This is a genomic window from Gracilimonas tropica DSM 19535, from assembly GCF_000375425.1.
Lineage (GTDB): Bacteria > Bacteroidota > Rhodothermia > Balneolales > Balneolaceae > Gracilimonas > Gracilimonas tropica.
The window spans coordinates 258,982-276,780 of sequence record NZ_AQXG01000001.1 but is presented as its reverse complement, the minus strand read 5'-3'; the positions used below and the strand labels follow the sequence as shown (position 1 = coordinate 276,780).

Annotated in this window: 13 protein-coding genes; 10 read left to right on the top strand and 3 right to left on the bottom strand. The window is 40.1% G+C overall.

Annotation, left to right across the window (positions count from 1 at the left end; genetic code table 11):
- The first annotated feature begins 140 nt into the window (after positions 1 to 140).
- A complete protein-coding gene (locus B151_RS0101260; RefSeq protein ID WP_020401771.1) occupies positions 141 to 1,310 on the top strand; it encodes a citrate/2-methylcitrate synthase in 1,170 nt (389 codons plus the stop codon).
- A gap of 171 nt (positions 1,311 to 1,481) precedes the next feature.
- The gene (locus B151_RS0101255) at positions 1,482 to 2,267 is read left to right on the top strand and encodes a class I SAM-dependent methyltransferase (protein WP_020401770.1); all 786 of its coding nucleotides are present in this window, start codon (positions 1,482 to 1,484) and stop codon (positions 2,265 to 2,267) included.
- 251 nt (positions 2,268 to 2,518) lie between these two features.
- On the opposite strand, the gene B151_RS0101245 is transcribed toward B151_RS0101255, so the two are convergent.
- On the bottom strand, positions 2,519 to 2,902 hold the full coding sequence (locus B151_RS0101245) for a hypothetical protein (RefSeq protein ID WP_020401768.1): 384 nt from the start codon (positions 2,900 to 2,902) through the stop codon (positions 2,519 to 2,521).
- Between the two features lie 264 nt (positions 2,903 to 3,166).
- Here B151_RS0101245 and B151_RS0101235 point away from each other — a divergent pair, with 264 nt between their 5' ends.
- Positions 3,167 to 3,868, top strand: a complete 702-nt coding sequence (locus B151_RS0101235) for a VIT1/CCC1 transporter family protein (protein ID WP_020401767.1) — start codon at positions 3,167 to 3,169, stop codon at positions 3,866 to 3,868.
- Positions 3,869 to 3,993: 125 nt separating this feature from the next.
- On the opposite strand, the gene leuS is transcribed toward B151_RS0101235, so the two are convergent.
- The gene (gene leuS, locus B151_RS0101230) at positions 3,994 to 6,525 is read right to left on the bottom strand and encodes a leucine--tRNA ligase (protein ID WP_020401766.1); all 2,532 of its coding nucleotides are present in this window, start codon (positions 6,523 to 6,525) and stop codon (positions 3,994 to 3,996) included.
- Positions 6,526 to 6,753: 228 nt separating this feature from the next.
- On the opposite strand from leuS, the gene B151_RS0101225 reads away from it, so the two are divergent.
- From B151_RS0101225 to B151_RS0101195, 7 genes are all read left to right on the top strand, one after another.
- Entirely contained in the window at positions 6,754 to 7,761 is a 1,008-nt protein-coding gene (locus B151_RS0101225) for a DUF5683 domain-containing protein (protein ID WP_020401765.1), read from the top strand.
- 7 nt (positions 7,762 to 7,768) lie between these two features.
- The gene (locus tag B151_RS0101220; protein WP_157470634.1) at positions 7,769 to 8,437 is read left to right on the top strand and encodes a hypothetical protein; all 669 of its coding nucleotides are present in this window, start codon (positions 7,769 to 7,771) and stop codon (positions 8,435 to 8,437) included.
- Positions 8,438 to 8,458: 21 nt separating this feature from the next.
- Entirely contained in the window at positions 8,459 to 10,177 is a 1,719-nt protein-coding gene (locus tag B151_RS0101215) for a DUF885 family protein (protein ID WP_020401763.1), read from the top strand.
- 86 nt (positions 10,178 to 10,263) lie between these two features.
- Positions 10,264 to 11,280 (top strand): hypothetical protein, encoded by a 1,017-nt coding sequence (locus B151_RS0101210; RefSeq protein WP_020401762.1) that lies wholly within the window; start codon positions 10,264 to 10,266, stop codon positions 11,278 to 11,280.
- A 91-nt stretch (positions 11,281 to 11,371) separates the two neighbouring features.
- Entirely contained in the window at positions 11,372 to 13,387 is a 2,016-nt protein-coding gene (locus B151_RS0101205) for a hypothetical protein (protein ID WP_020401761.1), read from the top strand.
- A gap of 20 nt (positions 13,388 to 13,407) precedes the next feature.
- Positions 13,408 to 14,373, top strand: coding sequence for a hypothetical protein (locus B151_RS0101200; RefSeq protein ID WP_020401760.1), 966 nt, complete (start codon positions 13,408 to 13,410; stop codon positions 14,371 to 14,373).
- 2 nt (positions 14,374 to 14,375) lie between these two features.
- Positions 14,376 to 16,583 (top strand): fibronectin type III domain-containing protein, encoded by a 2,208-nt coding sequence (locus tag B151_RS0101195; RefSeq protein WP_040516377.1) that lies wholly within the window; start codon positions 14,376 to 14,378, stop codon positions 16,581 to 16,583.
- On the opposite strand, the gene B151_RS0101190 is transcribed toward B151_RS0101195, so the two are convergent.
- Entirely contained in the window at positions 16,580 to 17,635 is a 1,056-nt protein-coding gene (locus B151_RS0101190; RefSeq protein WP_020401758.1) for an acyl-CoA reductase, read from the bottom strand. The genes B151_RS0101195 and B151_RS0101190 overlap by 4 nt on opposite strands.
- Positions 17,636 to 17,799: the final 164 nt, after the last annotated feature.

The following is a 17,799-nucleotide window of genomic DNA, read 5'->3' as shown; positions in this document are numbered from 1 at the left end:
TACTATATTCGGTGCCCTTCTCAAATGAGAAAAGGACAAAAACTTTCAGCTGCTTTAAACGCTAAGGAAGTGAAATTCGTTAACGGCGTTAAGTTGGCTCTTTTCGAGTAAATTATCACTAACAAAAATTTGGAGTAACAATGTCAGAAGGCATTCACACAGGCTTTGACGAGCAACAATATCCCCATATTAACCGAGGTCTTGATGGAATCGTAGCTTTTTCTACCACCAAGAGTTTTATTGATGGCCAAAAAGGAGAGCTCATCTATTCCGGTTATCTTATTGATACCCTGGCTGAAAATGCAACGTTTGAAGAAGTTTGCTTTTTGTTGTGGAACGACCGGCTTCCAAATGCTGAAGAACTCGAGAGTCTGAAAAAGCTGTTGATAGAACACCGGGAACTTCCTGAAACCGTGCTGAACTACATCAAATCAACTGATAAAACGGCCGAACCTATGGCTGTGCTCAGAACAGCAGTTTCCATGCTTGCAGATTCTGACGATACGCATGGAAAATTTGATGAAGCTTTGTTTGAAGGACAAGCCATCGACATTACGGCTAAAATTCCTACCATCATTGCTGCTTTTGATCGCGCCCGGAATGGAAAAGACATTGTAGCTCCTCTTAAGGAAGGCAGCACCGCTTTTAACTTCCTGTACATGCTAAATGGTGAAAAGCCAGGCGAACAAGCTGAGAAAACGATGGACCTGTGCCTGATCCTCCATGCCGAACACGGAATGAATGCTTCTACTTTCACCTGCCGAACTATTTGTGCAACACAATCAGATATGTATTCTGCTGTAACCGGAGCGATTGGAGCCCTAAAAGGCCCGCTGCATGGTGGAGCCAATACGGCTGTGATGAATACCCTGCTTGAGCTTGATGCCGATCCTGATACTGCTGATGCCGTGGAGTTCACTAAAAAGAAATTAGCAAACAAAGAGAAGATCATGGGCTTTGGTCACCGGGTATATAAAACCTTTGACCCCCGTGCCCGATTGCTTCAAAAAATGTCTAAAGATCTATCTGAAGAAACCGGTCATCAGCAACTTTATACATGGTCTATAGACATGCTGAACACCATGAAAGAAGAAAAGAATATCGACCCAAATGTTGACTTCTTTTCAGCTACTGTGTACTACTCCATCGGTATTCAGCCTGATCTGTACACTTGTATTTTTACCATGAGCCGCGTTTCCGGCTGGACCGGGCATTATATGGAGCAAGCTGCCAACAACCGCTTGATCCGACCACGAGCACTATATGTTGGTGAGAAACACCTGGATTGGGTACCGGTTGAAAAACGGTAATAATCTATTTTGAAACGCTGATTTAACGGATTAAAAGATTTCACGGATTATTTTGAATGAGTGAAATCCAAGAATCCACAGAATCCGTGATTCTTACTTTTTATCCGCTCCGATGCTTTGCGTCGGAGCGTTTTTTTTATCTAATATTTACTGTGATTATTATTCTGAAATATGAATGAATTAGAACTACTTATAGATTTTCACAAAGATGCAGAACGGCAAGGTCCCGGAAGCACCACTGAGACCCTAAAAGCCCTCGATTTTATTCCCGAAAATGATAGAGCTTCTCTAAAGATCGCAGATATAGGTTGTGGAACGGGTGCTCAAACCATCACTCTTGCAGAAAAAATAGAAGGAGAAATTACAGCGGTAGACCTCTTTCCCGAATTCTTAGATAGGCTTACAAAGAAGTCTAAAGAATTGGGGCTGGAAGAGAAAATTAAAACTCTGAAAGCCGATATGCAGGATCTCCCCTTTTCAGAGGAAGCATTTGATGTAATTTGGTCAGAGGGGGCCATTTATAACATCGGTTTTGAGAAAGGATTCAGGCAGTGGAGGAAATTTCTGAAGCCGGGTGGCTATCTTGCCGTCAGTGAAATCACCTGGATTACGGATTCAAGGCCGCAAGAAATTGAATATCACTGGAATCAGGAATATCCTGAAATTGATACAGCTTCCGGGAAAATTAAACTTTTGGAAGAAAACGGTTATTCCCCCATTGGCTATTTTGCATTACCGGAATATTGCTGGATCGAAAATTATTATCAGCCTATGGAAGAAAGGTTTGAGGCATTCCTTGATAAGTATAATCAATCTGTTATGGTAAAAAATTTTATAGAGTTGCATAAAGAAGAGATCTTGATGTACAAGAATTTTAAAGAGTATTTTAGCTATGGTTTCTACATTGCCAAGAAAGTACAGGCAAAATCAGATCATAAAAAAAGCGGCACCAGTTGATGCCGCTTTTATGAAAAATCTTAGGTTATTTTATTTCTTTTTTCGCATCTGATCGATCACGATCGGTACAATAAAAAACGAAAACGCGATGATGGTTACCACCACCGAAAATAGATCAATTTCCATCGGTATAAATTTTGGGGTTAGTGTATCAGTTGGAAGGATTTGCAAGTGCAAATAGGAGTTCAGCACCTCCATCCTTTCTTTGAAATTCCCTTTTAACTTTCAGGGAGAATGAGCGATGGAAAAAATCAGAAATAGAAATGATGCGGATAGATGAGTTCCCGAAAGGTTAAGCTTCGTTCAATAATTCCAGCCTGATATAGCCAAAGCTTGCCTTTTCTCTTTGATCGGGCTTCATTTACCCATTCACGAATATCTTCCTCTTCGCGGGTTTCGCTTTCGCCAAAGCCCGATTTCAATCGGTTTGATTGGAATAAAACAGACTCAGACTGGGAGCCAAGTTCGATCAAATATCCGGAAGAGGACGGATAAGATTGTTCGTCTTTTGATGAATGAACAGGTTGAATCTCTGCTTTGGGTAGGTCATTGGTTAACCCGGAAAAACCAAGAGCCCCTTGTCCGCCGGACAAGCAGAAAAGCAATAAAAGAAAGATGGCTCTCAGGTTTTTCATACCCCAAAGATAGCAAATGAAATGCCATGTTTGAAATGACTGACAAGTTTGTTCTTGAATCAAAAAGTACCGGTGGAATCTGAAAAATAATTAAGGTGAAGTTGTTCAATCCATTCCAAACTCAATGGAGCATTTCTGCCATGCATATCTACTTTGATATTAGCTTTCTTTTATCCATTTTCATTTATATTTGTGGCAGGTCAAGAGGAATTTTTGTGAGCTTTAGCCTGCTCTTACGGGAAACATCAATACATCTTCAAAAGAATGATAACCATTGATAATTATTTAGATAGCCACTACATACACCGAAGTAATTGGTTGCGAGCTGCTGTTCTTGGGGCCAATGACGGAATTATTTCTATTTCAAGCCTTGCCATTGGAGTTGCCACCGCAAGTATTACAAGAGATCCCATTTTGCTGGCTACCGTGGCCGGCCTGGTTGCCGGAGCTTTATCGATGGCTGCCGGAGAATATGTATCGGTGAGTTCTCAAACTGATATTGAGAAAGCAGATATCGAAAGAGAAAAAAAAGAGCTTGAACAAATGCCGGAAGCAGAAATGAATATTCTATCCCAGATATACGAAAAAAGGGGACTTAAAAAAGAGACCGCATTACAGGTAGCTAAAGAATTAACCGAAGCCGATGCCCTTGGAACGCACATTCGCGACGAATTAGGCATTAATGAAATTAGTCAGGCAAAACCGATTCAGGCTGCTTTCGCTTCAGGAGCAGCATTTACGGCTGGCGGACTTTTACCTTTATTAGTCACCCTTTTTGCGCCGGTTTCAAAAATGGAATATTTCCTTTACGGATTTACCATTCTCTCACTTGTTATCCTTGGAACAGTATCCGCGAAAACCGGTGGCTCAAGTATCTTGAAAGCCGTAATACGCATTGTAATTTGGGGAACCATAGCAATGGGCTTATCCGCATTGGTTGGTTACTTATTTGGCGTGAGTGTGTGATACCGGCACGATATACTTGTGCTTTAGCATCATCCACCCCATTCCAAACCCTTTTGGGTTCTCCTGATTGATCCTTGCCTTTTGGAAAGATCAGTGCATTTTTCAGGACAGATCAGCGAACTATTCTACTTCACCACCAAATTGACAATTTTTCCGGGCACGAAGATCTCTTTCACCAAATTCCCTTCTTCCAGGTATTTGGCTACATTTTCTTCTTCCTTGGCCAGGCTGAGAACATAATCCTTATCCTTGGCTTTGGCGGCATCCACGTAAAGCTCTCCGCGAACTTTACCGTTCACCTGAATCGGGTACATGATTTCATCGGCTTTAAGATACTCTTCGTTGAATTGCGGCCACTTTGTATAGGCAATGGTTTCATCTTCACCCAACATCCTCCATAATTCCTCGGTAATGTGAGGAGCAAAAGGATTCAGAATCTGCACAAATTCTTTAGCTACCGACAATGGAATCTCCTTCCAGTTATTAGCTTCATTCACGAAGATCATCAACGCTGAAATTCCGGTGTTAAACCGAAGCCCTTCAATATCTTCCGTTACTTTTTTGATGGCTTCATGGAGAGGCTTCAAGTGTTCTTTGGTCGCTTCGATGTCCTTAACTTTGTCAGAAATCTCGCCTGAATCTTCATCCACCAGCAATCTCCAAACGCGGTTCAGGAATCGGTTCACCCCTTCCACACCCTTGGTACTCCAGGGTTTTACCTGCTCCAGCGGCCCCATAAACATCTCATACAATCGAAGTGAATCGGCTCCGTATTGGGCAATGATATTATCCGGGTTGATCACGTTACCGCGACTCTTGGACATTTTATGAGCGCGGGCTTCTACTTTGGTGTTAGTTCCTTTCAGGAAGAAACCATCGCCTTTTTTCTCAACTTTGTCCTCTGCGATTTTCTCACCATCAGGACCCGTGAATTCCATTTCTCCCAAGATCATCCCCTGATTTACCAATTTCTGAAACGGCTCTTTGGTTGAAACTACGCCAATATCATACAGCACTTTATGCCAGAATCGCGCATACAATAAGTGAAGGACGGCATGCTCCGCACCTCCTATATAAAGATCCACCGGCATCCAGTATTTTTCATAATCGGGATCAACGGGACCACCATCAAATTCCGGACTGATATACCGAAGATAATACCAGCAAGAACCGGCCCATTGAGGCATAGTGTTGGTTTCGCGCTTTGCCGTTTTACCTGTTTCAGGATCGGTAGTATTCACCCAATCTTTGGCATTGGCCAGTGGTGGCTCGCCATCTCCGGTAGGCTGATATTTGTCCACTTCGGGAAGGGTAACCGGAAGTTCAGATTCCGGTAAAGGTTTAGGTTTACCATCCACATGGATGATAGGAAACGGCTCACCCCAATAACGCTGACGTGAAAACAGCCAGTCGCGCAGTTTATAATTCACGGATTTATTCCCGGCTCCTTTCCCTTCCAGCCAAAGAATGATCTTCTTCTTGGCATCTTCAATATTCAGTCCGTTCAGAAACTCACTGTTTATTGCTTTTCCTTCCCCGGTGTACGCTTTTCCGTCAAAATCTGCCGGAGGTTCTACGGTGCGGATGATCTCCAGATCAAATTTCTCGGCAAATTCCCAGTCTCGTTCATCCTGTCCGGGCACCGCCATAATAGCTCCGGTGCCGTAACTCGCCAGTACATAGTCGGCGATCCAGATCGGGATCTTTTTCCCATTGGCGGGATTGATCGCATAGGCTCCGGTGAAAGCTCCGGTTTTTTCTTTAGAGAGCTCCTGTCGTTCAAGATCTGATTTCTTGGCGGCTTCTTCTTTATAGTTTTCGATCGCTTCCTTCTGCTCATCCGTAGTGATTTTATTTACGAGATGATGCTCCGGTGCCAAAACCATATAGGTAGCCCCAAAAATAGTGTCAGGGCGAGTGGTGAATACACGCAATTTTTCATCGTATCCATCCACATCGAAATCAATTTCGGCTCCAATCGACTTCCCGATCCAGTTGCGTTGCATATCTTTCAGGGATTCCGACCAATCCAAATCATCGAGTCCTTCCAGTAATTCCTCGGCATATTTGGTGATCTTAAGCACCCACTGTCGCATGGGTTTACGCACGACCGGATGTCCGCCTACTTCACTTTTGCCATCAATGACTTCCTCGTTCGCCAACACAGTTCCCAACTCGGGACACCAGTTCACCGCCACTTCATCTTCATAGGCCAAACCCTTTTTATAGAGCTGAAGGAAGATCCACTGCGTCCATTTATAGTAATCCGGATCAGTAGTATTTACTTCGCGATCCCAGTCGTAACTGAAGCCAATGGCTTGAAGCTGCTCACGAAATTTATTCACATTCTTTTCAGTGGTGATGCGCGGATGCGTTCCCGTCTTCACCGCATACTGCTCGGCCGGTAACCCAAATGCATCCCAACCGATTGGATGCAACACATTAAATCCATTCATCCGCTTATAGCGCGCAATGATATCGGTAGCCGTATATCCTTCCGGGTGCCCCACATGCAGTCCCGCACCACTTGGATAGGGAAACATATCCAATACATAATATTTAGGCTTGGAAGTATCAGTGGGTGTTTTAAAGGTCTTATTTTCGAGCCAATATTGTTGCCACTTAGACTCGATCTTATCCGGATTGTACGACTGCATTTATATTGTTTTGTATTCTGAAATTTATCGGAAGCTATAAGATAAGAATCTCTATTTCTTTTTGTGAATTAGTTTACGGAGGGAATAACATATCAAATATCTTATATCTGAAACTCTTGATAAGTGAATTTGAGAAATATTGTTCGCTTAAACTGTCAATGGACTACCAATTTTAAATTGTTTGTACTACCTTTTTCTTTAAATTTTAATTGTTTACCGTCAATCCAAATGGTAATAAATCGACTTCTTCAGAATATACTTCTCTGCTGCATTATTCAGCTTTTGGTAACCGGCTTAACATTTGCTCAAAAAGATGCTTTAACAGGAGAAGCGGCAACAAGTGCTATCATCTTTGATTTTAATGTTGATTCCGCTTTTGTTCAGTTTCACTTAAATAATCCCGCTATACTTAAAGTAGCTGATGAAGATACCGTCTACCTTAAGAATGGCTTTTACCATTTGTTCCTTTCCTATCCTACCAACAAAGACAAATACATTGCTCAGAATGTATTAAGAGATTCAGTTTACTCAATAAGCCATGAATTCGACCTCACCCGGAATCAAATAGATTTGAAAAGGGAAAATGCATCCATACGATATTTGATTGGAGGTGATCTCGTTGCTTTAAGTGACTCATCTTCAAAGATCAAAGTTGGTGAAAATCAATCTTCCACGGGATTTGGCATCTTTGACTTAGGACGTGAACAGCAAAAATTAACTTTTAGCAACCCAAAATTCAGGCAAAAAGAGTTCGTAGTAAAGCGATCAGAGGAAGTTCTTTATGAATCATATTTCTTTAATTCCAAAGATCACGCTGTCAGTACCATTGATTTTATTCCCGGGATATATCAGTTTCGAAATAAAGAATATTTAAAAACCAGCTTAATAATTAGTGCATTTGCGATATCTTCCTCCTTTGCGCTTAAATATCAGTTGGAATACAAAGAACAATTAGACCTGTTTCAGGAGACCAGAAGCAGATATCTGCTTGCTGAATATCCAAGTCTGGCTCTGGAATTAGGAAATGAAATGGAACAAGCATCCAATAGGCTGAAACCGTACCTCAAACGAAGAAATTATTCACTTTTGGCCATTTTTGGGGTCTTTGCCATCGATGCTTTTGATAAAATTCGTTCCATTAAAAAGAATGAAGAAAAGAATACAAGAACTTTTGAACTCTTCTTAAAACCTGTTTTTGATGAATATATTTCTGCAGGAGCAAAAATTAAATTTTAGCAAAATAATGCGACTATTCAGCTTTTTGATATTTTCTCTTTTTTTGCATGGATGCTTAACCGGACCTGATGACCGCAGAAGCAATCCTAACGATCCTAAATCTCCTGAATTTATAGCAGAGTTCACACAGCCTTCAGCCTTGGCAAATACTGAGAATAGAAACCTGAGGATCTTCTGGCAAAATAAATCTTCTTATACAGAAGGATTTATTATTGAAAAAAAGTTAGATAATAAGTTTGTCAGCATTGATACACTTGGCTTTGTAAGTGCCTTTACCGATTCATCTAATGAATATTCTCTGGAGCTGACTTACCGGGTGACCTCATTTCTAAGAAATGAGAAAGGTAAGATCAGAAACAAATATAGCCAGAAGACCGATTCTATAGATTATGGAAATATCCGGAATGTAGCGGCATTTGCAGATAGTGATACATTAAAAATCCAATGGTTTAGAAACACCCGTTTTGACGATTTAACTGTCATAGATGTTCAGGAGCAGGGAGCTTCCTCATGGTCCGAATTCATTCAGATTGAGTACCCTCAAGATGAGTTTATACGAGTAGCCACGAATCTATCCGTAAGCAAAAATTATAATTTCAGGATCCGGCTGTATTTGAGAGATCATAAAAATAACTTAGTGAAATACCACGAATCCATCACTTCCTATACTTTCTAACAAATTCGTTGAGAATGCCTCATGAAAAGCCTAATCACTCTTTTTTTTCTGTCAGTATCATTCCTGCTATTTACCAAAGTCAATGCCCAGGATAAGGCAGTTGACCTATCAAAGCTGATCACAAAATATCAGGCAGATCATGGAGCCCTCAACCGAAAATACTCCATTCACCCTTCCGATGAATATTTTCAACGCTTCGACCGACTTTATTCTGATTGGCTGAGTGAACTGGAAACGTTGAATTTTGATGCGCTGCCCCATTCTGAAAAAGTGGACTACCTTCTTTTAAAAAATGATCTCGAGCGTTCGGCTTATTTCCTTCATTCTGAACAAACTCAATTCGAAGAGCTTTCACGATTTATTCCGGCCAAAGATGATGCGATGGAGTTCATAAACCTGCGGCGAAATGGCTCGTCCATGGATGGAAAAGAAGTAGCCACTTGGTTTAATAAGTGGGCTAAAGAAGTCGGTATAAAAAAGACAGAACTGGAAGAGTTTGGAATGTTGAGTAAGCGTCAAGCTGGATTCCTGGCGGAAGCAATCGAAGAACTTCATGACGGAATCACCGAAGCTTACGAATTCTACTTCGGATTTGATCCGGATTTTACCTGGTGGGTGGAAGAGCCGTATAAAGCGTTAAACGACTCCCTGAAATCCTACGCCGAATATGCCGAATCTCATTTTGATACCGGGAAAGAATCGGTGGATGAAAGCGGCATTGTCGGAAATCCGATTGGGGAAGATGAGATAAACCGCCGTTTAGGTTTCGAGATGATCTCATACTCACCTCAGGAACTGATCGACATAGCCAACGAGCAGTACGAGTGGACCTACAACGAAATGCTGAAAGCCTCCCGTGAACTCGGTTACGATGACAACTGGAAAGCCGCTTTGGAATACGTCAAAACCACGCATGTGGAAGCCGGCGAGCAACCTACTCTGGTTAAAGACCTGGCCGAAGAAGCAGTATCTTTTTTAGAACAACGAGATTTGGTAACCATCCCAGATCTTGCCAAAGAAACCTGGCGCATGGTGATGTTAAGTCCCGAGTGGCAGAAGATCGCACCGTTCTTTTTAGGGGGTGAAGTGGTTCGAATCGCATATCCTACCAATACGATGAGTCATGAAGACAAGATGATGAGTATGCGTGGCAATACTCCCCATTTCTCTAAAGCAGTGGTACATCACGAATTGATTCCCGGACACCATTTACAGCAATTCATGAATCAGCGCTATGAGACGCATCGGCGTATGTTTTACACTCCCTTTTGGACGGAAGGCTGGGCCTTATACTGGGAGTTTTTGTTGTGGGAAAAAGGGTTTCCAAACGGACCCGAAGACAAAATAGGAATGCTCTACTGGCGTATGCATCGTGCCGCCCGAATTGTATTTTCTTTGAATTATCACCTCGGCAACTGGACACCGCAGCAGTGCATTGATTATTTGGTGGACAAAGTAGGACACGAGTATGCCAATGCCGAAGCTGAGGTCCGACGTTCTTTTGAGGGAAATTACGGTCCGCTTTATCAGATCGCCTACATGGTTGGGGCCATGCAATTTTATTCGCTGCGAATGGAGTTGGTTGAATCCGGACAAATGACGGAGAAGGAATTCCACGATGCTATACTGAAAAACAACAGCATTCCCGTAGCTATGGTAAAGGCTTTACTGACCCAACAGAAGCTCAACCCTGATTTCAGATCAGAATGGAAGTTTGGGGATTATATAGAGGGGATGTAAATGTCTCAACAAAGCACTTAAAATTTTGCTTTTTAGTAACTTATTAAGTTACTATTGTACTAACTGAAATCAGTTCAAAACAGTAGATGTTCCACAGATTCCTTTTAATAATCATCATTCCTTTCATTTTTTTAATGCTTTTATGGGGGTATTCTTCCCCAGTAAAAGCGCAGCCCCCTGATGAAGTATCAGAAACCTGGCTCAAAGTCAGGACTAATCTGGATCAATTCTATGTAATTATTGATAATGACTTTTCACAGCCTTATCTGCTCTGGAATAATGATAGTCTCGCTGTAAGCCCTGGAGAGCATGAGGTAACACTGGTATGGAAAGAGATCAATGATTACAGCTCATCCTACGAATTTGAGGAAAACAAAACTAATTTAGTACAGGTACGTTTTGGAAATTTCCCCATTCAACCTTATTCGTCTTATAGGACCGTACTCGACGGTTATAATCTCCGAATTATCACCGACGAACGTTCAACGATCTACTATGATGGAGAGGTTGTTGGAGTCGGACAAGCTGAATTAATCTCAGAAGATGGAAAACATACAATCTTTATCGAACATCCTGAATTCGGCAGCTTACAGCAAACCATTGAAACCAACACATATAGAAAATTCAGGTATGCCCGGTTCAATGAAGATCCTTCCATATTATCACCCGCTTTAGAGTATCTTCCGGGAGGAGCTTATTTCTCTTCCAGACAATATAAAAAAGCACTGATCACTTCCATTATAACAACCGGTTTGATAGCGAATCTTATTGTGCAGCAAAACCGATATTCAAATTTTGAAAGTGATTTTTCAACATGGAAAAAAGCTTATAACACAGCTGAAACCTCAAAGGATGCTGTCTTATACCGGCAAAAAGTACGTACGGCTGAACAAAATCTTAAAGACACAGGATTAAATTTTAATATCACCCTGGCAACCCTTGCCGCAGTTTATCTGGCTTCCACTTTAGATGGATTTAGGAAGCCCAAAGACGGCTACAGCCATTCTTCAGTTTCCTGGAAACCAAAGGTGGGAATCTCCTCGTCCTCCGGTTTTGCCCGCAATAACCATCCATTGGTCTCTCTAACGTTTAATCTCGATTGATATGAATACATATAAAATCAGAGATTATGCAATTATTTTGATACCCATTTTACTTTTTGGGGTCCTGAGTAGCTGTAAACAGCCACCCACTATGAGTTATAATAATAACGTAGACCCTAAATCGGATAGCTACCGTCCAACAATCCCACAAAATGTAGTTGTGGAACCCAGAAACAGATATGGAGATCAAAACTTATTACGGATTAAATGGGAAGTTCCCAAAAGTGAAAGATATATTAATGTATTCAAAGTATATCGTTCTGATATCGACAGCAGTAATTTTAAATTAATTGGACAGGTTCCTTTCGATCCCATTAGTCGCAATTCAGACGGCGATAACTATAGGATCGCTTTAAACGACAAAGAAGCTTTTAACGGCATTGAAGCCTGGTATAAAGTTAAGAGTGTTTATTATCGTGAAAAAGATACACTTTACTCAACTTCTGAGTCTACTGTCTATACCAGTAATAAATTTCGTATTTCAGGTTTTTTCTTCCCGTTTGAGGATGATCCCAAGATAGAATTTAGAGTATCGACCCAAGATATTATTTTCGATCAGATTGAATTATATCTCAAGGAAAAAGATCGGGATCCCGTAGAGTTTGGTTCTATTTCGGCAAATGAAACCTTTAAACAGTATCCCTTGGACATAGAATTGGATACCACTGCTACCTATTTATACAAAATCAGACTTGACAATGCAGAGACGGAATTAAAACCGATTGAAAGAAAGGTAATCAAAGCCTCCCCGCCTTTAATACTTAACACCTCAACATTTGAAAACGGAATCGCGGAACTGCATTTTGGTGCTAAAACAGATTCCTCCCGAATAATTTCAGGTGTTAACTTTGATTCTTTTCAGGTGACTATATCTGAAATTGGTACCGATACCTCCATTATCGTTCAGGATTCGGAAATTCCTTTTCAAAAACCTTACACTTCATATACACTTCCAATATCAGAAAGTAAGAGTTACCTTTTTAAAACTAAGGGCAAACGGGGTCAATATGTAACCGATGAAAAAAAAGAACTACTTACTTACGACTTTAATATCAATGATATTGAAGGACTTAACACTCCTTCCTTCATCAATCATCTACCGAATGGCAGTTTTGATGCAAATTCCGAAAAGGTTGTTATCGCTGATCAGGAAGTAAACCCAGAAGTTTTTGACATTGCTCGTGAGCGAAAAGATCATCAGTTTGATTTTGGCATTAATGAGTTTGATGATACCTATGAAATAATTACTGCTGATTTTGCCTCTTATGGTAATTATGGAGAAGTGATCCTGACTTCTAATTCTGCAGATCATGTCAAAGTCTGGGACAGCGATACCTATCGATTACTGGAAACCATTCCAAATTACAGGGAGGGAATTGCAGGGGCCAATCCAACTTTTCCAGTGGATTTCGAAGTGATTTCTGATTCTGAAATCTTGATCGCTTATGTGTACTTTGCCAATAATTCCAATGAAAGAGTTTCTAACCTGAACCTGACTATATGGAATGTGGATAATTCTAAGCACAACAACATTATTTCCATTATTTCCAGCGAAGTTTACAGTAGCAATATCAAAGTAAGTTCGTCCGATACGCACCATTATTTATTTTATGCATACGGACAAAATTCCACCAAACTTTTCATTTTTGATGCCAATGATCCTTCGATAAAAAGGGAATTGGATACTTCTCAATATCTATCCGCCTGGAGAGAGAACAATCTGAAAGTGGCCAATAACGGGAAAGATCTATACCTGTTCAATAAGGATAATATCGTTAAGCTTGATGCACATTCTCTGGACCATATTCAAACCAATGATATCAGTTTCACCACGAACTGGGGAGAAATGAGAGCTTTTTCAGCTGCTTCCGAAGGCAAGTTGGCTTGTCAGGGTGGTGTACAATATGGATCTTACAGCCCTTACGTTTCAGGAATAGAATGCTCATCTAAATCGCTACATGATCATAATATTATACAAGAATACAACATTGGAGGTTATCTAACCGGATTGATCCTGAATGATGAAGGGGACCGTCTGGCAGCTTTCTTCAATGATAAAATTACGATATATGATTTCAAAGAAAGTTGGATAGTGGTCAAACAATGATAAAATATAGTCTACTCTTCTTGGCGCTACTGATCACACCTTTTACTACTTTTGCTCAGGAGCATACTCAAAAAGGCTTTCTGCGATTAAATCTGGATGCTGATTCGGCCTATGCGGTCATTAATAATGACTTCTTTGATATCCGAAAAGTATCAGGTCAGGAATTAATTAAACTGCCTGAAGGTCAAAACCTAATCAACCTTTCGGTTCCCTTTGCTCCAAAATTTGAGACGCGTCTTCTAATTGTCCCTAGCGACACCACGGTTCTATCCCATGAATTCAGGAATAATCAAATAAACGTCAATAACTATGATGGCAACGTTGCGGCCTTTAATGCCTTCAATGCAAACATTATGATCTACACTGATGATAACTCAGAAATATATCTGGGTGATGAATATTTGGGTAAAGGTTTTGCTACTTTAAAAAGCAGTAAAAGAAATGAAGAAATTACCATCAAAAATTCACACTATGGTAAAGAAGAGTTTTCCTTAAAAGTGAAAGAAAAAAGAGTTAATGTTTACAAAATGGTCAAAAGACCACTTGAAAGTAATGCAAAGTTTTTTTCTTTATTACCCGGGGTTGCTCAATTTTACAAGCGTCAAAGACTTAGGTCTTTAGCTTTTGCAGGAGCTTCTTTTATTCTGATTACGTCCACCGTCAATAAGTTCAATCAGTATAAATCAGCCTATGACATATTTAAAAGTTATAAAAGTAAATATGAAATTGCGTCTACAGAATCTTTGGCAAAAAAATGGGGCGACCTTGCTGATAGCCAACAAGCCAAGGTCAGGAAGCTAGATAATCAGCGTAGATTTTTTCTTATTTCGTCTATTTTTGTTTATGCCTACAACATTTATGATGGAATGAAAAGAGAACCGGATGGTGGTTATCAAAAAGATAATAAACCCTTTCGTTTTTATATTGAAGCTTATAAAATAGGTTCTGGGCACCTACCACAGGCTACATTAATTTACAGATTTTGATCATGAACAGATTTAAAAATGCAAAATTATCCACTCTGTTTCTGGTCATTTTTCTTGCTTCCTGCAGTACTGGACCTGAGTTTAAAAGGGATAATAATAAAGACCCAGACTCAAATTCTTATACCCCTGATTTAACTTCAATTGAACTTGAAGTAACCTCTGATAAAAAAGTCTTGCTTCATTGGTCAGAAGAATCCGCACGTATTGACGGATACTTGGTACAAAAGAAATTATATGATACTTACGAAACCTTAGACACTTTAAAACCTTTCCTTTCTTCATTTACGGATGAAAGCAGGATATTAACCAATCAAACCCAATATCGGGTTATTCCATTTGTCTATAATAAAAACCAGGTTCAGTTTGATTCGACCAATCTTGAAAACTGGAGCGTGCTTCTTCAACTTGGTAACATTAAAGGACTGAACTTATCAGCAGATAATGGAAATCAAAGACTACTTGCCCAATGGACGAATCAACTTGCCTACAGTGATGGAATAGAAGTTGCTATCAATTTAAATGACCCATCTGAACCTAAATGGATACCAATCGATACTCTTGGTTTTGAAAATGATAAAGTTATCATTCCCTACCGCAATTTATACAGTATGGGCGTCAGGATCCGACCATTTTTAATTTCAGCTGACAGCAGTTATACATTTTTCTCGAACCTGAGCAATAATAGTGTAATCAATGGACCTCTGAATTTTAAAGTAGAGGCACTTCGAGATAATAGAGTTACATTCTCCTGGGTGCATAACGCTCCATTTGAAGGGCAGTATCAAATCGTTCATAAGGTCGATGATTTAAAAAGAATCTATCGGGTCGGAAAGAATGAGACCTCCCTAACTACAAAAATTAATGCCTCATATAATGAACATACCTTTGAGCTTTATGCAGTAGATAAAAATAAACCGGTTAAAGCAAGAACTATCACAGATTACTTTAGAACTCCAACGCCCGATAATTTTACAGTCCGCCATGCATCTGAAAACAGCGTAACACTAAGTTGGACCTTTTATCAGCAATATTATATTAAAACCTCTGAATTTGTTATCCAGAGAGCCATTAATAATGGGGAATTCCAAAACATAGATACCATTGCAGCTAACTATTCCCAGGAAACTCAACTTTACACCGACACTAATTTAGATCAGAAACTGGAATATCGTTATCGGGTAAAATCAATGAGTTCAAAAACCTCCAGAAGCAGGGCAGTAAAAAATTTCACCAATATTTCTTTCAATCATGAAATACCGGGTGGTCGCATTGGAGAATGGGTCGTGTCTGAATCTGAACGAATACTTTATTTAGCCGGAGATGAATCAGATGCTTTATATAAGTATAACATGGACTCCAAATCGTTAGAAACCTTAGCCACCATTAAAAATGTGTATACTAATTTACAAAGCAGTGGTGACTTTTACCGACCCATTATGTCACCAGACAGTACGCATTTAGCCGTTTTGGGCCGTAAAACCCTGGGCGATTACCCCAACGAAGTTACTAATAATTACTTTGTTTGGATTTACTCATTAAATCCCTTTGAAGAAATCAACGAAATTTTTCTGGGATATGAATTCTTTAATAGCGTCAATTTTACTTCAGACAATTCCCATATTGTCTTATTCAGGTACAATCATGCCATAAATAAAACGGTTGCTTTGCATTATAATATCGCACAGGGTTCCTTAAGTAAATCAAATACGCTTGACACAGGGTTGATGGGATACCCAAGACGATCTATTGCCAGTAATCACGCGGATCAGGTCATCGTTAATATGAGAGACTATATCTTGTCTTACAATACCTCCACTTTTGAAAAGGATATTTTATATTCAAAAGCTTCATCAAACTTATCGCCGTTTATGGACCTTGTAGGAACTGAACTTTATTATAGTTGGGGAAGAAACATCCGCAAAATAGATTTAAACATGAATTATGAATCAAGTGTAACACAAGCAGCCTATGGAGGGATAAATGGGATCTGCTACATTCCTGAGAAAAATATTCTTATTTACAGCGGCGATTATATTTATCTGGAAGATCTCAATACCGGCGAAACCATAAAACTTGATACAGAAAACAGAATTACAATAGCTACCAACATTTATTATGATCCAATGAAAGATCAACTTCTGATGAACCGTAGTGGGAATAAAATTCAGGTATTTGATTTCCAAAACAAGTGGGGGGAAATACCCGACTAATTATCTATGCTTTTGAGAAGTATTCTAACCACATCCACCCCATCCGGTTTCCACCAAAGCGGTGGTTTTTGAGCTTTTGAAAGTGGCTCCGTTTTCAAGCCATTAATTTCAGCTCCGGTCGTATAAACCGACTGCACCACGTTCCCAAAATTCATTCTGAGTGACCGTACTTTTTCCTCATCTCCTCGCACCCAGTTCACTGTAAAATTGGTTTCGGGAAATTCATCAGTTTCCTGAATTAAAAAATCTTCCAGCCAAAGCTGGTTGCGCTGAATGCCTTTGTTATAAGCATATTGATACTTCAGCTCCGGCTGCGGTTTTTGGTGCTGAGGATTCTTCTCCCAGAATTCCTGCATCTCCGATAGTAATTCTTCTTTTACTTCATCCAATTCAAATTTGGCTACCACCAACGCCACCGAACGACATCCTTTTCCACCATACCGAAGCATGGCTTCTGTCAATTCGCACTTCACCTGCTCATTCCATTCATCCAGGTAAGCGATGGAAAACTTGGCTGTACGGATTATGTAATTCGCTTCTTTTAGAGCGGCTTTCAGCTTGCTGATCTTATTTTTTACCTGGGGAACCGACGTTTCTGATCCGGCAAAAACTACTGCATCCGCATTCAATTGCTGAAAAGCATTGAGGTCTGTTGAAAATTTGATCTGCTGATCCAATTTCAAATTCTGCATTTCTTTTAAGAATGAACCGAGGAGATACGGATCTTTTCGGGAGAGCTTTCCATAGTAACCGGCTCCGGAAAGAATCACCCCAAGTGCCGTTTGAAATCCCACCAATGGCAAATTTCCGGCATGCAAACAGAGGACTTTTTCCCCTTTCGCATTCTGCCGATCATTCAATCCCGCTCGTTTGATCCATTCCTGAATTTCGCCGTTTTCTACATTCTCACGAAGTACATTGAGCTGAAATTCTACATCTTCCATGCTAAATAATCCTTCTTCGACAGTTTGCTGAATGGCTTTTTGTAGAACCGGATTTTTTGGATTGAGCCAGTTTTTTAGTGTTTGTGATATTTTCGTGATTCGTTGCACAGGTTTTGTTTTCGTATTTGTTGCTGCAATTCTATCTCTTACATCTCCCTGTAAATGATCTGAAGATCATTTCCTTCCCTCTTCTAAGAGGGACTTTCTCCTTTCCACAAAATGATCATAATTTTATTTCCGAAAATTCTCCCTTTGAAGGGAGACCGGATAAA

Coding starts and splice junctions, on each gene's coding strand:
- B151_RS0101260 (WP_020401771.1), top strand. CDS start 141: ATGTCAGAAGGCATTCACACAGGCTTTGACGAGCAACAATATCCCCAT.
- B151_RS0101255 (WP_020401770.1), top strand. CDS start 1,482: ATGAATGAATTAGAACTACTTATAGATTTTCACAAAGATGCAGAACGG.
- B151_RS0101245 (WP_020401768.1), bottom strand. CDS start 2,902: ATGAAAAACCTGAGAGCCATCTTTCTTTTATTGCTTTTCTGCTTGTCC.
- B151_RS0101235 (WP_020401767.1), top strand. CDS start 3,167: ATGATAACCATTGATAATTATTTAGATAGCCACTACATACACCGAAGT.
- leuS (WP_020401766.1), bottom strand. CDS start 6,525: ATGCAGTCGTACAATCCGGATAAGATCGAGTCTAAGTGGCAACAATAT.
- B151_RS0101225 (WP_020401765.1), top strand. CDS start 6,754: ATGGTAATAAATCGACTTCTTCAGAATATACTTCTCTGCTGCATTATT.
- B151_RS0101220 (WP_157470634.1), top strand. CDS start 7,769: ATGCGACTATTCAGCTTTTTGATATTTTCTCTTTTTTTGCATGGATGC.
- B151_RS0101215 (WP_020401763.1), top strand. CDS start 8,459: ATGAAAAGCCTAATCACTCTTTTTTTTCTGTCAGTATCATTCCTGCTA.
- B151_RS0101210 (WP_020401762.1), top strand. CDS start 10,264: ATGTTCCACAGATTCCTTTTAATAATCATCATTCCTTTCATTTTTTTA.
- B151_RS0101205 (WP_020401761.1), top strand. CDS start 11,372: ATGAGTTATAATAATAACGTAGACCCTAAATCGGATAGCTACCGTCCA.
- B151_RS0101195 (WP_040516377.1), top strand. CDS start 14,376: ATGAACAGATTTAAAAATGCAAAATTATCCACTCTGTTTCTGGTCATT.